Source organism: Candidatus Pantoea persica, from assembly GCF_013753875.1.
Taxonomy (GTDB): domain Bacteria; phylum Pseudomonadota; class Gammaproteobacteria; order Enterobacterales; family Enterobacteriaceae; genus Pantoea; species Pantoea persica.
This window is the reverse complement of sequence record NZ_SMDS01000016.1, coordinates 48,156-62,086: the sequence shown is the minus strand read 5'-3', so window position 1 is coordinate 62,086 and position 13,931 is coordinate 48,156. Positions and strand designations below refer to the sequence as shown.

The window sequence follows — 13,931 nt, the reverse complement described above, 5'->3', positions numbered from 1 at the left end:
GTAGAGAAAAATAATGGAGAGCCGAAGCGCTTTCCAGAATGAATTACTGTGAGGTGCCGTCAGTTTTACTGATCAACCTGACCGCCACCTTCATGGGTCTGCACTTTGCTGTTGATATCGAGGCATTTGCCGTCTTTACACTGGCTGTTCTGGTCCATTTGATCAGCCGACATATTGCTGCTGCCGTTCGCCGTAGGGTTGATATTGGTACCGGTATTATTAATATCATTGTTGTCGACATTATTCGGCGGCAGATTCTGTTTTGCGCCGCCAGCCGCTGCGCCCGCTTCCTCTGCCTGGTTCGCCGTGCCGTTATTGCCGCTGTCGGCCATTGCCGCGCCGCTGCCTACTGTCATTGCTGCTGTGAGAAAGAGAATTGCAAACTTATTCATCATTATGCTCCTGTAATCAATGATAGCTGCTGTCTTAAACCCGATGATGCAGTTTGACGCAAAGAGGTACCGACGAAATTTAGTTTTGCCCGAATTAAATACGAAAGGGATAAATAATGTAAGCGCAGCATTTTTCAGCGCTTAATAAAAGCCTAGCCGAGAACCCTATAAATGCAAATTTCACACGTGCATTTAAGCGCACGCCTTAATTTACACCTCGGGCGTAACCGTATAAATTGACCGGGTTGCGCCCGACGCGAGTCGGGCCAGGAATAAACGGAATGATTTATGAATTACCAGAACGATGATTTACGCATTCGGGACATTAAAGAGCTGCTGCCTCCCGTTGCGCAGGCGCGCGAAGCGATCCATCAGATCCTGCAGCAACAGGACGATCATCTGCTGCAGCTGCGAGAAGAGCTGAAAGGCGAACTTGAAGTGGTGATGCGCATCTATTTCGAAAAGCCGCGTACCACGGTAGGCTGGAAAGGGCTGATCAACGATCCCTATATGGAGGGCAGCTTTCAGCTCAACGACAGCGGCCTGCCGACGGCGGGGGAGTTCCTCGATATGATCACGCCGCAGTATGTGGCAGATCTGATGAGCTGAGGCGCCATCGGCGCGCGCACCACCGAGTCGCAGGTGCATCGCGAGCTAGCATCGGGGCTTTCCTGCCCGGTCGGCTTTAAAAACGGCACCGACGGCACGATTAAGGTCGCCATCGACGCCGCCGATTCGCCGTACTGCTTACTCTCTGTGACCAAGTATGGCTACTCGGCGATCGTCGAAACCAGCGGTGACGCGGACTGCCATATTATTCTGCGCGGCGGCAAAGAGCCGAACTACAGCGCCTACCACTTCAGCGTGGTGAAAGCTGGCCTGGCTAAAGCGGTTCTGCCGCAGCAGGTGATGATCAACTTCAGCCAAGCCAACAGCAGCAAGCAGTATCAGAAGCAGCAGGAAGTGGCGGACGACCTGGCGGGATAGACTGCCGGCGGCGAGCGCGCCGTTATCGGCGTGATGATCGAGAGCCATCTGGTCGAGGGCAATCAGAGCCTGGAGAGCGGCGAGCCGCTGGTGCATGGCAAAAGCGTGACCGACGTCTGCATCGGCTGGGACGACACCGATAAGGCGCTGCGCCAGCTTGCCGCTGCAGTGAAGCAGCGCCGCGGCTGATTTAAAGCAAAGGGTAGCAAGGTGCTGAGGCGGCAAGCGTGCACCAATCGCAAAGTCGCTCAAGGCATCTATGCTCGCTTGGCCGCACACTTATGCTATGCACCTTATCCCTGAGGTGCGCCTGTAAGCGGGCCAACGTGCTGCGTTGTGCAAAAACGCCTCGGCGTTTTGTCCATGGCGCGGGACGCTTTGCTCTTCGGTTCATGCTTACCACGTTTTGAATGCTGTGTGTCTCTGTCGTTTTCAACATTCAATTTGCAGTAATAAATAAAGGCCAGACATTGTCTGGCCTTTTAACATTTCAGCTAACGCTTACTTTGCTTTAACCTGGTTAGCGACGGCGGCGGCTTTCGCTGCAATCTCGTCGGCATCGCCCAGGTAGTAGTGTTTGATCGGTTTGAAATTCTCGTCGAACTCATACACTAGCGGCACGCCGGTAGGGATGTTCAGCTCGAGGATTTCCTCTTCGCTCATGTTGTCGAGATATTTCACAAGCGCGCGCAGCGAGTTGCCGTGCGCGGCAATGATTACTTTCTCACCGCTCTTAATGCGCGGCAGAATGGTTTCGTTCCAGTAAGGGATCACGCGCTTGATGGTCAGCGCTAGGCTTTCGGTGGTCGGCAGCTGCTCGGCGCTCAGTTTACCGTAGCGCGGATCGTGGCCCGGGAAGCGCTCATCGCTGCGATCCAGCTCCGGCGGGGTAACCGCAAAGCTGCGACGCCACTGTTTGACCTGCGCGTCACCATATTTAGCGGCGATTTCCGCTTTGTCCAGGCCCTGCAGCGCACCGTAGTGGCGCTCGTTCAGGCGCCAGCATTTTTCCACCGGCAGCCAGGCCTGATCCAGCTCATCCAGAACGTTCCACAGAGTGTGAATGGCACGTTTCAGCACGGAGGTGTAAGCAAAATCAAAGACGAAACCTTCTTTTTTCAGCAGCTGACCGGCTGCTTTGGCTTCGGTGCGACCTTTGTCAGAAAGATCCACGTCATACCATCCAGTAAAGCGGTTTTCCTGGTTCCACTGACTTTCGCCGTGGCGGACCAGAATCAGCTTAGTTACGGCCATAGTTAACTCCTTAACATCTTTGATGTTTCTACGATAATGGAAAACTTGCTGCAACCAACCCGACGCGCGCGCCCGGCGGCCCATGGATAGCGCCATACCATAGCGGAAAACGGTGCAGGGCGTAAGCCTGTCGGCGATGCACTGAGCGTTTTTCAGTCGAAGGCTTAGCGCGAGGTAAAACGGTAGCGCGTCTCCGATTCCCTACGTTCGCTAGGCTGCAGCCAGCAGGAGGGTTGCGGCCACTCGGGATGGTTGGGCGAATCGGGTAAAAATTCGCTCTCCAGCGCAATGCCCTGGAAAGCAGTATAGCTGTCCTATTCGCGCGCGCGCGTGCCCGCCAGGTAGTTGCCGGTATAGAACTGTAGCGCAGGCGCGGCGGCGGTGACCGTCAGCTGCAGCATGCCGTCCACCGACCAGAGGTGCGCGGCGGGCTGGCTGACGTCGCCGTCGGCATCAAGCAGAAAAGCGTGATCGTAACCTTTCACCGCCTGCTGGTCCGCATTCGCGAGGAAATCCTGCGCTACCGTTTTCGCCGCGCGGAAATCGAAGCTGGTGCCCGCGACCGCCTTCAGCGGCGCACTGGGAATGCCGCAGCTGTCGACCGGCAGGTACTGTTCGGCGAGCATTTGTAAGCGATGCTGACGCGCGTCGCCATGATGCACGTCAAGGTTAAAGTAGGCGTGATTGGTGAGGTTCACCGGGCAGGGGCGATCGACCTCGGCCTGATAGCTGATCGACAGGCAGTTATCGTCGTCCGGCGAGTCGAGGCGATACATCACACGGTTCTCGCTCTGGCTGACGATCTGCCAGCAATGCTTGTCGAAGCCCTGCGGGCCACCGTGCAGCTGATGCTCGCCCTGATTCGCTGCCAGCTGGATAGCCTGCTGCGTCAGGATGGCGCGGGCGATGCGGTTGGCGTAGTGGCCCACAGTGGCGCTGAGGTAGGCGTCCTGATGCAGGTAGTCAGAAGGCATTGCACAGCCGAGCAGCGCTTCGCGCACACTGCCGTCAGCCATCGGCACGCGCGCCGAGAGCCAGGTCGCGCCCCAGTCCATAAAGGTCGCCACCATGCCGCCGGCGTTGTGCAGCACGGTAATGCGCAACGGCTGGCCGTCGGGCGCATGGGAGTTGACGTCGCTTAGTATTGGCCGGCTCCTTCCGAGGCAGTACAGACTTAGAAGGTTTCTTTGATGCCGGTTTTCGCTTCGTACTGCTCCGCCACTGCTGCTTTGACCTGGTCCACCAGATCGAACGGCATCAGCGCCACCACGCAGCCGCCGAAGTCACCGCCGGTCATGCACACACCGCCGCGATCGCCGATCTTCGCCTTGACGGTCTCCACTAGCGCGTCAATCGGCGGCACGGTGATTTCGAAGTCGTCGCGCATCGAGGCGTGCGATTTCGCCATCAGCTCGCCCATGCGTTTCAGATCGATTTTGCTCAGCGCGTCGGCGGCTTCCAGCGTGCGGGCGTTTCCCGTCAGCACGTGTCGCACGCGCTTCGCCACCTAGCGGATCCAGCTCAAGCCTACCGCCCTGAACCGATCTATATCGACATCGCGCAGCGCCGGCTGGTCAAAGAAGCGCGCGCCGGTTTCGCACTGCTCGCAGCGCGTGTTGTATTCGCTGCCTACCAGGCTGCGGCGGAAGTTGGAGTTGATAATCACCACCGCGACATCTTTCGGCATCGGTACCGGACGGGTACCGAGGGTGCGGCAGTCGAGCAACAGCGCGTGATCTTTTTTGCCCAGCGCGGAAATCAGCTGGTCCATGATGCCACAATTGCAGCCGACAAACTGGTTTTCCGCTTCCTGGCCGTTTACCGCAATGGCCGTGCCGTCGAGCTTGAGGTGAAACAGCTGCTAGAATACGGTGCCGACCGCCACTTCCAGCGACGCCGAGGAGCTGAGGCCCGCGCCCTGGGGCACGTCGCCGCTGATCACCATATCGATGCCGCCGAAGCTGGCGTCGCGCTACTGCAGGTGCTTCACCACGCCGCACACGTAGTTGGCCCACATCGGCTCTTTGACGCTGAGGATCGGCGCGTCGAGAGAGAAGCTGCCCTGCTGATTGTCGTAGTCCACCGTCACCACGCGCACTTGGCGATCGTCACGCTTCGCGCAGGCGATCACGGTCTGGTAGTCGATAGCGCACGGCAGCACGAAGCTGTCGCTATAGTCGGTATGTTCGCCAATCAGGTTAACGCGGCCCGGCGCCTGGATGGTATGGGTCGGCGCATAGCCGAAGGTGTCGGTAAAAATCTGGTGCGTGGTATTTTTTAAGCTCATTATTCTGCCTCGCGGAGGAAGTGAATATCGCTGACGGCGCGCAGGCGCTCTGCCGCCTGCTCTGCCGTTAAATCGCGTTGGGTTTCAGCCAGCATTTCGTAGCCGACCATAAATTTACGCACCGTGGCCGAGTGCATCAGCGGCGGATAAGAAGTGCGCGTGCAGCAGCCAGTGCTCCGTCTCTACCACGGTGCGGCTGCCGTCGTTCAGCTCGCGCGCGGCGGCGTAGTCCACCAGCATCGGCGAGCGGTTGGCGGCGTAGTAGGCGCACTAATTGTCATCTTCGCGCTGCGCTTCGTTGGGCAGAAAGCTGTTGGCCCAAATCTGGCCGTGCGGATGCGGGTTGGAGCAGCCCATCGCCGCGCCTTTGTTCTCAAACACCTGCACCCAGGGATAGTGCTGACCGAGATCGGCGGTCTGCGCCTGCCAGGTGGTCACCACCTCTTCCAGCGCGGGCAGCGACATCTCCGGCAGGGTTTTGCTGTGGTCGGGGGAGAGGCAGATCACCCGGCTGGTGACGCGCGCGCTTTCGCAGCTCATCAGCACATCGCTCCTCTCCGGCGCTTCCGGCGTGTCGGTTATCAGCGCGGCGAAGTCGTTAGTGAAAACGTAGGTGCCTTTATAGTCGGGGTTTTTATCGCCGGTGACGCGCGTATTGCCCGCGCAAAGAAAGCAGTCGGGATCGTGCGCCGGCAGTTTCCCCTGAGCGCCCTGCCAGGGACGTTTGGCACGGTGAGGAGAAACGAGGATCCACTGATTGATCAGCGGATTATAGCGGCGATGCGAATGATCGACCGGGTTAAATTTTTCCATGTTGATCCTGGTTAACGTCAAAAAGCCAGACAGGCAAGGTTAAAAAATAGCACATTGGCGTCCGCCAAAGCGTTATCAAGTCTGGACAAGTGGAGTCATTTACACAAACTGAAATTCCTTATTCAAAGGCTTCCCTTGCTTCATAGGAAGGTTAAAAGCAGAAGAATATGGTAGCGATTACATTTTGTGTCAAGGAAAGAAGCAAGACGCCGCGAGGCGGCGTCGGGGATTAGCGCAGGTGCTCCTGCAGATAGTCATAGCCCGATGCGGCAGGCACAAAGCTCAGGCGATGCGTAATGCAGTGCGGAGCGTCTTCGGCATGGTGCGAGACAAACAGCAGCCGGTTACGGCCTTCGCAGATCAGCACCAGCCGCTGCTGGCCTCAGGAGAGGCTGTGAAAGGGCGCGTCTGCCAGCGCGTTGTCCATGCCGAGCCGCGCCAGCGCCTTTTGCCGCTCCGATACCGCCTGATAGAGGCCGACTGAATCGAAAAAGCCGGAGAGGATCACGGTGCGCACGTTGGCGCTGACGCGGTAGTCGAGGTGCAGGCTGCTGCTGACGTAGCCGATATGCTGCTTGATATCCCATATGGTTTCGCCGCTGCCGCGGCGGATGCCGAACAGCGTCAGATTGTTGCTGTAGCCCTGCGGATGATCGCCGGTGACCAGGCTCAGCAGCATCGATTTTCCTGCGCCGTTGGGGCCGACAATCTGCCAGTGCTCGCCGGGGTTGACCTGCCAGTTCAGCCCGTCGATCACTGCCTTATCGTTGTAGGCAACCACGCCGTTGCGCAGCGTCACGCGCGGCGCGTCGTCCGCCAGCTGCGGAACCAGCGCCTCGGCGAGAATGGCGTCGCGCGCGCCGCAGTGCGTCAGGGTACACTCCGCTAGCACGCCGATCTGCTGAATAAAGTCGGGCAGATCGTCGAAGCGGTTCAGCACCAGCACCAAGGTGACGCCGGAGGCCTACAGGCTCTCCGTCAGGCTAGCGTGCGAGGCGACATCGAGTCCGTCAAACGGCTCGTCGAGGATCAGCAGATCGGGCTACTTCATCAGCGCCTGGCAGAGCAGAACCTTGCGCGTCTCGCCGGTCGAAAGATATTTAAAGCGGCGATCCAGCAGGTAGCCGATGCCGTACTGCGTCGCCAGCGCCTGGGCACGCGCAGGCGCGTTGATTTTGTCCTGAATGATCTCCAGCGCGGTGCGGCCGGTATCCTCTTCCCCTTCGCTCAGCATGTCGGTGTTGTTGCGCTGCCTTTCGTCAGTAACCAGCTGCTGCAGTGCTGCAGCTGTTCGAACGACAGGCGCGTCGGACAGGCGAAGCCGCTGCCGTTGGCGCCAACGAACGCCCAGCGCTCGCCGCTGGTCAGCTGCAGCGCATCCAGCGTCAGCTGCTGAGACGAAACGTGCCTTGCGAAATTTGCAATAAAGCCATGATCTGTTCCAGTTTATGCATCGTGTTACTGAATTGTAACCAGAGCCGTCGCTGAAGTCAAATCGCAGAGCCCGACTCACAGCAGGGTGGCGATAATCGCATGCTCGGCATTGAAGCTCGCCGTCACGCTGTCGCCAGGATGCAACTACAACTGCAGCTGCGCGACTTGGCTGTTGGCGAGGGTGGCGCAGAGCTGTTTGCCGCTCGGCAGCGCCATCAGCAGTTCGCTCATCTGCTCGCCGGGCTCAATCTGGCTTACCTGCGCGCTAAGCTGATTGTCCGCCTGGGTCGCGTCGCGGCTGACCTGAATCCAGGGCGCCTTGATTCAGCACCAGCACCTCTTTGCCCGGCTCAAGCTGCAGGCGTTCCACGCTGCGCTGGGTCAGCGCCACGTTTAGCTGCGTGGCGCCATCCGCCAGCCACACGCTGAGGTGCTACACCACCTGCTGCCGATAGTGGGCGACCACGGTGCCGAACAGCTGGTTGCGCGCGCTGGTCTGCAGAGAGAAACGCGCAATGGTCGCCAGCAGGCTGTCGAACGGCACCGAGTCGAACGCCTTTTGCTGGATCGCTCCAGCAGCTGGAACAGCTGAATCAGCCGCTCGCCGTAGCGCGTCAGCTGCGCGACACCGCCGCCTTTGGCTCCACCAGCGTCTCTTCCGCCAGCTGGTTCATCTCGTTGATGGCGTACCAGGCGCTTTTGTAGCTGATGCCCGCCAGCTTCACCCCTTGGCTGATGGAGCCAGTTTCGCGAATGCGCTTCAGCAGCGCCATGCGGCGCGGATCGGCGAACAGCTTTTGCTGCAGCCGGATGGTAAGGGAAAGTTCTGCCTGCATATCGGCTCTCCAGAACGGGTGAATGGCCAGATCATAGCGGGGAGCGGCAGGTAAAGTAAAAGCACGAAAAGGGCAGTGCGTTTTTTCCTCAGACGTTACAATCACTTTTTTGCTTTGCTTTGCTTTGCTTTGCTTTGCTTTGCTTTGCTTTGCTGAGTGAGACTTCCATGCTGGAACTGATTAAAAGCCTTGCTGTGGCGGTGATTATGGTGCCGGTGGTCATGGCGATTATGTTGGGTCTGATCTATTGCCTGGGCGAGGTGTTTAACGTCATCTCGAAATTTGGCCGCCGCGAGCACGCTTCGCGCTCGACCTGCTGTTGATTGCCCTGGGACGACGCGGGATCGTCGGCGAGTATCTCTACGACTGGTTCGGCTTTAGCTTCGCTGGCGTCGGCGGTGATCGCCTTTCCGCTGATGGTGCGCGCCATCCGGCTAGCGCTGGAAGCGGTGGACACCGGGCTGGAGCAGGCGGCGCGCACGCTAGCGCGTTTTTTTTACCATAACGCTGCCCGGCGTGATTGTCGGCACCGTGCTCGCCTTCGCCCGTTCGCTGGGCGAGTTCGGTGCCACCATTACCTTTGTTTCCAATATCCCGGATGAGACGCGCACTCTGCCGCTGGCGATGTTCACGCTGATCGAAACGCCCGGCGCCGAGAGAGCGGCTGTGCGTCATTGCCATCGTGCTGGCGCTGCTCTCGCTGCTAATCTCCGAATGGCTGGCGCGCTGGGGACGCCGCAGGATGGGCGCCTGATGCTGACACTCAACTTCTCTCAACGGCTGGGCGCTTACCAGCTTGATATCGATGCCTGCATCCCGGCGCAGGGCATAACCGCCGTGTTCGGCCGCTCCGGGGCGGGCAAAACTTTGCTGATCAACGCCATCAGCGGGCTGACGCAGCCATAGCGCGGCGTGATTACCCTTAATCAGCGTGTGCTGCTCGACGTGGAAAAGGGCATTGCGCTGCCGCCGGAGAAGCACCGCGTCGGCTACGTGTTCCAGGACGCGCGATTGTTCCGAACTATCGCGTGCGCGGCAATCTGCGCTACGGCATGTCGCCTACGATGAAGGGGCAGTTTGATGCGCTGGTGGCGCTACTGGATCGCTTTCCGCTGTCGCTGTCGGGCGGCGAAAAGCAGCGCGTCGCCATTATTGCGCGCGCGCTACTGAGCGCGCCCGATATTCTGCTGATGGACGAGCCGATGGCCTCGCTCGATCTGCCGAGCAGCGCGAATTTATGCCTTGGCTGCAGAAGCTGGCGAAGCAGGTGGCGATTCCGGTGCTCTACGTGGCGCACAGCTTCGATTAGATCCTGCAGCTGACGGAGAATGTGCTGGTGCTCGACAGCGGCAGTGTCAGGGCGTTCGGCCCGCTGGAGAAGGTGTGGAGCAGCAGCGCCATGCGCCCCTGGCTGCCGATGAACGAACTGACCAGCGTGCTGCGCGTGCAGGTGCTGGAGCATCATCCCGACTATCCGATGAGCGCGCTGTCGCTAGGGATCAGCATATCTGGGTAAGCCGGGTCAATCAACCGGTGAAAGCCTCGCTGCGTATCCGCATCGCCTTGGCGGACGTCTCGCTGGTGCTGCAGCCGCCGCAGTACAGCTCGATACGCAATATTCTGCCAGCGCAGTTGACAGAGTTGCTGGAGGTGGGCGAGCAGGTTGAGGTGCGGCTGCGCATCGGTACCAGCGAACTCTGGGCGCGCATCTCGCCGTGGGCGTGAGACGGGCTGGGCATTCGGCCCGATCAGTGGCTCTATGCTCAGATTAAAAGCGTGTCGGTAACCGCCTGACTAGAGCAGCTGCTTGCGGATCACCTCGGCGATGCCCGGCTCCAGATTGGTGCCGATCACCTGTTTCGCGCGCGCCTTGATCGCCTCGTCGGCGTTGCCCATCGCCACGCCCAGCACAACCGCTTCCAGCATGCTGATGCCCTGCGAGGTGACCCACTCTGCTAGCCACCGACCTTTGCTGTTGCCGTGCTGCTCGATATTCACCTAATCGTGCCACGACCATTCGCACGCCAGCCCCAGTTCCGCCTCGACGCAATCGGCGAACTGCTGCAGCGCGGCGGTGTTTTCATACGACAGGGCGAATTTCCAGATGGAGTGCGCGACGCGCGCCGCCTGCGCCAGATCCGGCACCTGCATGAACAGCGGGCGCTGATGCGGCGGCAGCGATTCGGCCCATTTCAGCGTGCGCGTTACGTGTCCCGTCGGCGTCTGCTAGAGCATCGCGTCGTCGACATAGAGCAGGCCGTGAATGCCGTGCTCGTCCAGCATTTCTATCACGCGCAGCGCCCGTGCCCTATCTAGCGGATCAGCGGTTAATCACCTTTTTTGCATGATAATCATACAAATAGGTGCCATTACAGCAGATTGCGGATGTATCCAGCTGCAGCGCCTGATATAAAAGGATGGATGGCGCAGTGGTGACGCCCGGTGACGATAGCCACTTTGACGCCCGCCTGCCGCGCGCGCAAAATGGCGTCGATCGACTGGGGCAGGATGGTTTAGCGGGCGTCAGGCATTGTGCCGTCAAGGTCGAGGGCGATTACGCGATAGCTCATGACTCATTCCGTCTGAAGGGATTAAAAGAGCCATCGAGTCTACACCCGACCGCGGTCCTGAGATAAAAAGCAGGGCATAAATGATTCCGGCGCACCGTAGCAAAACAGGCTACTGTGAGCCACAGATATAATATTGATAGGCTGCGTACAGGAGAATGCATGAAACAGGTTGTTTATACCGCCAGTCCCGAGAGCCAGCAAATTCACGCGTGGCGGTTAGATGAAGAGGGCGCGCTGTCGCTGCTGCAGGTGACGGATATCGCCGGCCAGGTTCAGCCGATGGTGGTCAGCCCGAAGAAAGATTTCCTCTACGTCGGCGTGCGCCCGAACTTTCGCGTGCTGGCGTTTCGCATTGCTGCGGACGGCACCCTGAGCGAGGCGGGCGAAGCGCCGCTGCCGGGCAGCCCGACCCATATTTCCACCGATCGCACTGGCAACTATCTCTTCTGCGGCTCTTATAATGACGCCTGCGTCAGCGTCAGCCCGATTGGCGCAGATGGCCTGCCGCAGGCACCGAGCCAGGTGATTAACGGGCTGGAGGGCTGCCACTCCGCCAATATCGACAACGCCAATCAGACGCTGTTCGTGCCGGCGCTGAAGCAGGATCGCATCTGTCTCTATCGTCTGAACGACGACGGGACGCTGACGCCGCGCGAGCAGGCGCAGGTAAGCACCGTCGAGGGCGCCGGCCCGCGCTATATGGCGTTTCACCCCAACGGCAGCTACGCTTACTGCGTCAACGAGCTGGACAGCACCGTCGACGTCTGGGCGCTGAATAACGTGCGCGGCGGGGTCGAGCGCGTACAGTCGCTGGATATGATGCCGCCGGGCTTCAGCGAAACCCGCTGGGCGGCGGACATCCATCTGACACCAGATGGCCGTTTCCTCTACGCCTGCGACCGCACCAGCAGCACCCTGACGGTGTTCAGCGTCAGTGAAGATGGCGGCCTGCTGACCATTGAAGGCTATCAGCCGACCGAAACCCAGCCGCGCGGCTTCAACATCGATCGCAGCGGCCAATATCTGGTGGCGGCAGGGCAAAAGTCGCACCATATCGAAGTCTATAAAATCAGCGAGCCGCAGGGGCTGCTGACGCCGCTGGCGCGCTATGCGGTGGGGCAGGGACCGATGTGGGTGGTGATCCACACGCTGGACTAACACAGCCCTCGGTTCAGCCGGCAACACGTTGCCAGCTTTTTTCTTCCGTCCGCTGGCTGGTGACAACGCCGCAGCGGCGCGTCTCGCACTCTCCGCCTCTCTTTCTTCAGGCCTTGCCACGCTAAGGTAATATCGACGCACCCTTTTTTCGTCACCATCCTGCTGGCCGATAGCCTCTCTTCAGCGCCGATGGTATCGCCGGTATACGCTATTCTTCAGGCGGGCGAAAGCGCGGACGCCGCCGCTTTAGTGCGCAAGTTGGCACAGCGGATGTCGCAGTAGAGGGATACAGGGATGACGATTGCAGAGCAGCTGGAACAGGCAGGGATCAAAAAAGGTATAGAGCAGGGTATTCAGCAGAGTATTGAACAGGGCATCCAGCCTGGCCGCTGCGAGAGTCGGCTGGCGGTCAAGCGCCGCCTGCTGGAGATGGGCCTGCCCGGTGAAACCGTACGGCAGGCAGCCGGGCGGAGCGGGCGCAGATCCGCCATCGATCGCTGACGCAGCGGCGCCGCTCGTGACGCCGCCAGCGTAGCCGTTACGCGTAGTTCACCGTGATGCTGGCGCTCGCCAGCGCATGGAAGTGCACGTTAAAGCCCACCATTGCGCCGCTCGCCTCGGCGTCCACCTCGATTGCCTCAACGTCCAGCGCATGCACGGTAAAGATATAGCGATGACTCTCGCCCTGCGGCGCCTCATCCCACGCCAGGTGCGGGGAGATATTGTTGCCCTGGTAGCCCATGCTGTTGAACACGTGGCGCTCTGGCATCTTGTCGCCGTCGTTAAAATCATTGCTGTAAAGGCGCATCTTCTCTCCTCGATTGTCAGGAAGGGTACATAGCGAACGGCTTCCATCTTATCTGAAAACGGTGGCCTTTCCTGCGGTTAGCCGCGGTCAGCCGCTAAAGTGCGCGTCGTAGGTCAGCGCCTCGGCAATCGCCTGCGTCAACTTTTGTAGCGCTTCCGGCGTGATGATATAGGGCGGCATCAGGTAGATCAGGCGGCTGAACGGACGGATCCAGACGCCGCTCTCAACGAAAAAGCGCTGCAGCGCGGCCATGTTCACGGGCCGCCGGGTCTCCACCACGCCGATAGCGCCCAGCACCCGCACGTCCGCCACCTGCGGCAGGTGGCACAGCGGCGGCAGCGCCTCGCGCAGCTGCCGCTCAATCCGCGCCACTTGCTGCGGCCAGCGCCCCTCGCTGAGCAGGTTCAGGCTCTCTACCGCCACGGCGCAGGCGAGCGGATTGCCCATAAAGGTTGGCCCGTGCATAAAGCAGCCCGCCGGACTTTCGCTGATGGTGTCGGCGACGTGGCGCGTGGCGAGGGTCGCCGCCAGCGTCATCATGCCGCCGGTCAGCGCCTTGCCGAGACAGAGAATATCGGGCGTCACGCCAGCATGCTCGCAGGCGAAGAGTTTGCCGGTGCGGCCGAAACCGGTGGCGATCTCATCGGCAATCAGCAGTACGCCATAGCGATTGCAGCATTCGCGCACCTGCTGCAGATAGCTCGGGTGGTAGAAACGCATGCCGCCTGCGCCCTGCACAATCGGCTCGAGGATCACCGCGGCAAGCTGCGGATGGTGTTGATCGATTAGGCGCACAAAATCCTCTGCGTCCCCTTCGTCCCAGGCATCATCGAAGCCGCACTGCGGCGCGGCGGCGAAATGGTGCGTCGGCAGATAGCCGCGCCACAGGCTGTGCATCGAGTTATCGGGATCGCAGACCGACATCGCCGCAAAGGTATCGCCGTGATAGCCGCGCTGCAGCGTCAGAAACTGCTGACGCGCTTCGCCGCGGCCCAGCCAGTACTGCATCGCCATCTTCATCGCCACTTCCACCGCAACCGAGCCGGAATCGGCGAGGAAAACGCACTCCAGCGCGGCGGGCGCCATCGCCACCAGCTGACGACAGAGTGCCACCGCAGCGGGATGGGTGATGCCGCCGAACATCACGTGCGACATCTGCGCCATCTGCGTCTGCAGGGCGTGATTGAGGCGCGGATGGTTGTAGCCGTGGATCGCCGCCCACCAGGAGGACATGCCGTCCACCAGCTCGCGGCCGTCCGCCAGCCGCAGATACATTCCCTGCGCGCCCACCACGGGGTAGCAAGGCAGCGGATCGTGCATCGAGGTGTAGGGGTGCCAGATATGCTGGCGATCAAATTCGGCGTCCTGAGAAGTGAACATATGGGTTGTAAA

Annotated in this window: 6 protein-coding genes and 10 pseudogenes; 6 read left to right on the top strand and 10 right to left on the bottom strand. The window is 60.1% G+C overall.

The features are described 5' to 3' along the window. Window positions 1-43: 43 nt before the first annotated feature. Window positions 44-395: pseudogene (locus EIO60_RS05245) on the bottom strand (protein YbgS). Between the two features lie 285 nt (window positions 396-680). Between EIO60_RS05245 and EIO60_RS05240 the strand changes: the two are divergent. Further along, window positions 681-1,568 (top strand): annotated as a pseudogene (locus tag EIO60_RS05240) (3-deoxy-7-phosphoheptulonate synthase). A gap of 312 nt (window positions 1,569-1,880) precedes the next feature. On the opposite strand, the gene gpmA reads toward EIO60_RS05240, so the two are convergent. The 6 genes and pseudogenes from gpmA to EIO60_RS05210 form a co-directional block, all read right to left on the bottom strand. Beyond that, window positions 1,881-2,633 carry a 2,3-diphosphoglycerate-dependent phosphoglycerate mutase gene (gpmA, locus tag EIO60_RS05235; RefSeq protein WP_258576107.1) on the bottom strand — a complete coding sequence of 251 codons (753 nt, stop codon included), beginning with the start codon at window positions 2,631-2,633 and terminating at the stop codon, window positions 1,881-1,883. Between the two features lie 164 nt (window positions 2,634-2,797). Next, window positions 2,798-3,778, bottom strand: a pseudogene (locus tag EIO60_RS05230) (galactose-1-epimerase). 29 nt (window positions 3,779-3,807) lie between these two features. After that, a pseudogene (gene galK / locus EIO60_RS05225) lies at window positions 3,808-4,920 on the bottom strand (galactokinase). Then, window positions 4,920-5,733, bottom strand: a pseudogene (galT, locus tag EIO60_RS05220) (galactose-1-phosphate uridylyltransferase). The pseudogenes galK and galT overlap by 1 nt, the downstream one beginning before the upstream one ends. Before the next feature lie 229 nt (window positions 5,734-5,962). Further along, window positions 5,963-7,166, bottom strand: a pseudogene (locus EIO60_RS05215) (ATP-binding cassette domain-containing protein). Window positions 7,167-7,242: 76 nt separating this feature from the next. Beyond that, window positions 7,243-8,003 (bottom strand): annotated as a pseudogene (locus tag EIO60_RS05210) (TOBE domain-containing protein). Window positions 8,004-8,170: 167 nt separating this feature from the next. Here EIO60_RS05210 and EIO60_RS05205 point away from each other — a divergent pair. The 3 genes and pseudogenes from EIO60_RS05205 to modC all read left to right on the top strand — a co-directional run bounded on the left by EIO60_RS05205 (window position 8,171) and on the right by modC (window position 9,797). After that, window positions 8,171-8,326 (top strand): AcrZ family multidrug efflux pump-associated protein, encoded by a 156-nt coding sequence (locus EIO60_RS05205; protein ID WP_258576106.1) that lies wholly within the window; start codon window positions 8,171-8,173, stop codon window positions 8,324-8,326. Continuing rightward, window positions 8,317-8,757, top strand: a pseudogene (locus tag EIO60_RS05200) (ABC transporter permease); the annotation flags it as partial. The gene EIO60_RS05205 and the pseudogene EIO60_RS05200, both read left to right, overlap by 10 nt. Next, a pseudogene (gene modC / locus EIO60_RS05195) lies at window positions 8,757-9,797 on the top strand (molybdenum ABC transporter ATP-binding protein ModC). The pseudogenes EIO60_RS05200 and modC, both read left to right, overlap by 1 nt. Here modC and EIO60_RS05190 read toward each other — a convergent pair. Further along, window positions 9,798-10,513 (bottom strand): annotated as a pseudogene (locus tag EIO60_RS05190) (pyridoxal phosphatase). Between the two features lie 219 nt (window positions 10,514-10,732). Between EIO60_RS05190 and pgl the strand changes: the two are divergent. Next, entirely contained in the window at window positions 10,733-11,731 is a 999-nt protein-coding gene (pgl, locus tag EIO60_RS05185; RefSeq protein ID WP_258576105.1) for a 6-phosphogluconolactonase, read from the top strand. Window positions 11,732-12,025: 294 nt separating this feature from the next. Then, the gene (locus EIO60_RS05180) at window positions 12,026-12,232 is read left to right on the top strand and encodes a hypothetical protein (RefSeq protein WP_258576104.1); all 207 of its coding nucleotides are present in this window, start codon (window positions 12,026-12,028) and stop codon (window positions 12,230-12,232) included. Between the two features lie 37 nt (window positions 12,233-12,269). Here the strand turns inward: EIO60_RS05180 and EIO60_RS05175 are convergent, their stop codons facing one another. Together EIO60_RS05175 and bioA are read right to left on the bottom strand one after the other, a co-directional pair. Then, complete coding sequence (locus tag EIO60_RS05175; protein WP_258576103.1) at window positions 12,270-12,539, bottom strand: YbhB/YbcL family Raf kinase inhibitor-like protein; 270 nt, start codon at window positions 12,537-12,539, stop codon at window positions 12,270-12,272. Window positions 12,540-12,626: 87 nt separating this feature from the next. Next, window positions 12,627-13,919, bottom strand: coding sequence for an adenosylmethionine--8-amino-7-oxononanoate transaminase (gene bioA, locus EIO60_RS05170; RefSeq protein WP_258576102.1), 1,293 nt, complete (start codon window positions 13,917-13,919; stop codon window positions 12,627-12,629). Window positions 13,920-13,931 lie beyond the last annotated feature (12 nt).

Bases quoted from the DNA above. Each gene is read 5' to 3' on its own strand.
- gpmA (WP_258576107.1), bottom strand. From the start codon at position 2,633: ATGGCCGTAACTAAGCTGATTCTGGTCCGCCACGGCGAAAGTCAGTGG.
- EIO60_RS05205 (WP_258576106.1), top strand. From the start codon at position 8,171: ATGCTGGAACTGATTAAAAGCCTTGCTGTGGCGGTGATTATGGTGCCG.
- pgl (WP_258576105.1), top strand. From the start codon at position 10,733: ATGAAACAGGTTGTTTATACCGCCAGTCCCGAGAGCCAGCAAATTCAC.
- EIO60_RS05180 (WP_258576104.1), top strand. From the start codon at position 12,026: ATGACGATTGCAGAGCAGCTGGAACAGGCAGGGATCAAAAAAGGTATA.
- EIO60_RS05175 (WP_258576103.1), bottom strand. From the start codon at position 12,539: ATGCGCCTTTACAGCAATGATTTTAACGACGGCGACAAGATGCCAGAG.
- bioA (WP_258576102.1), bottom strand. From the start codon at position 13,919: ATGTTCACTTCTCAGGACGCCGAATTTGATCGCCAGCATATCTGGCAC.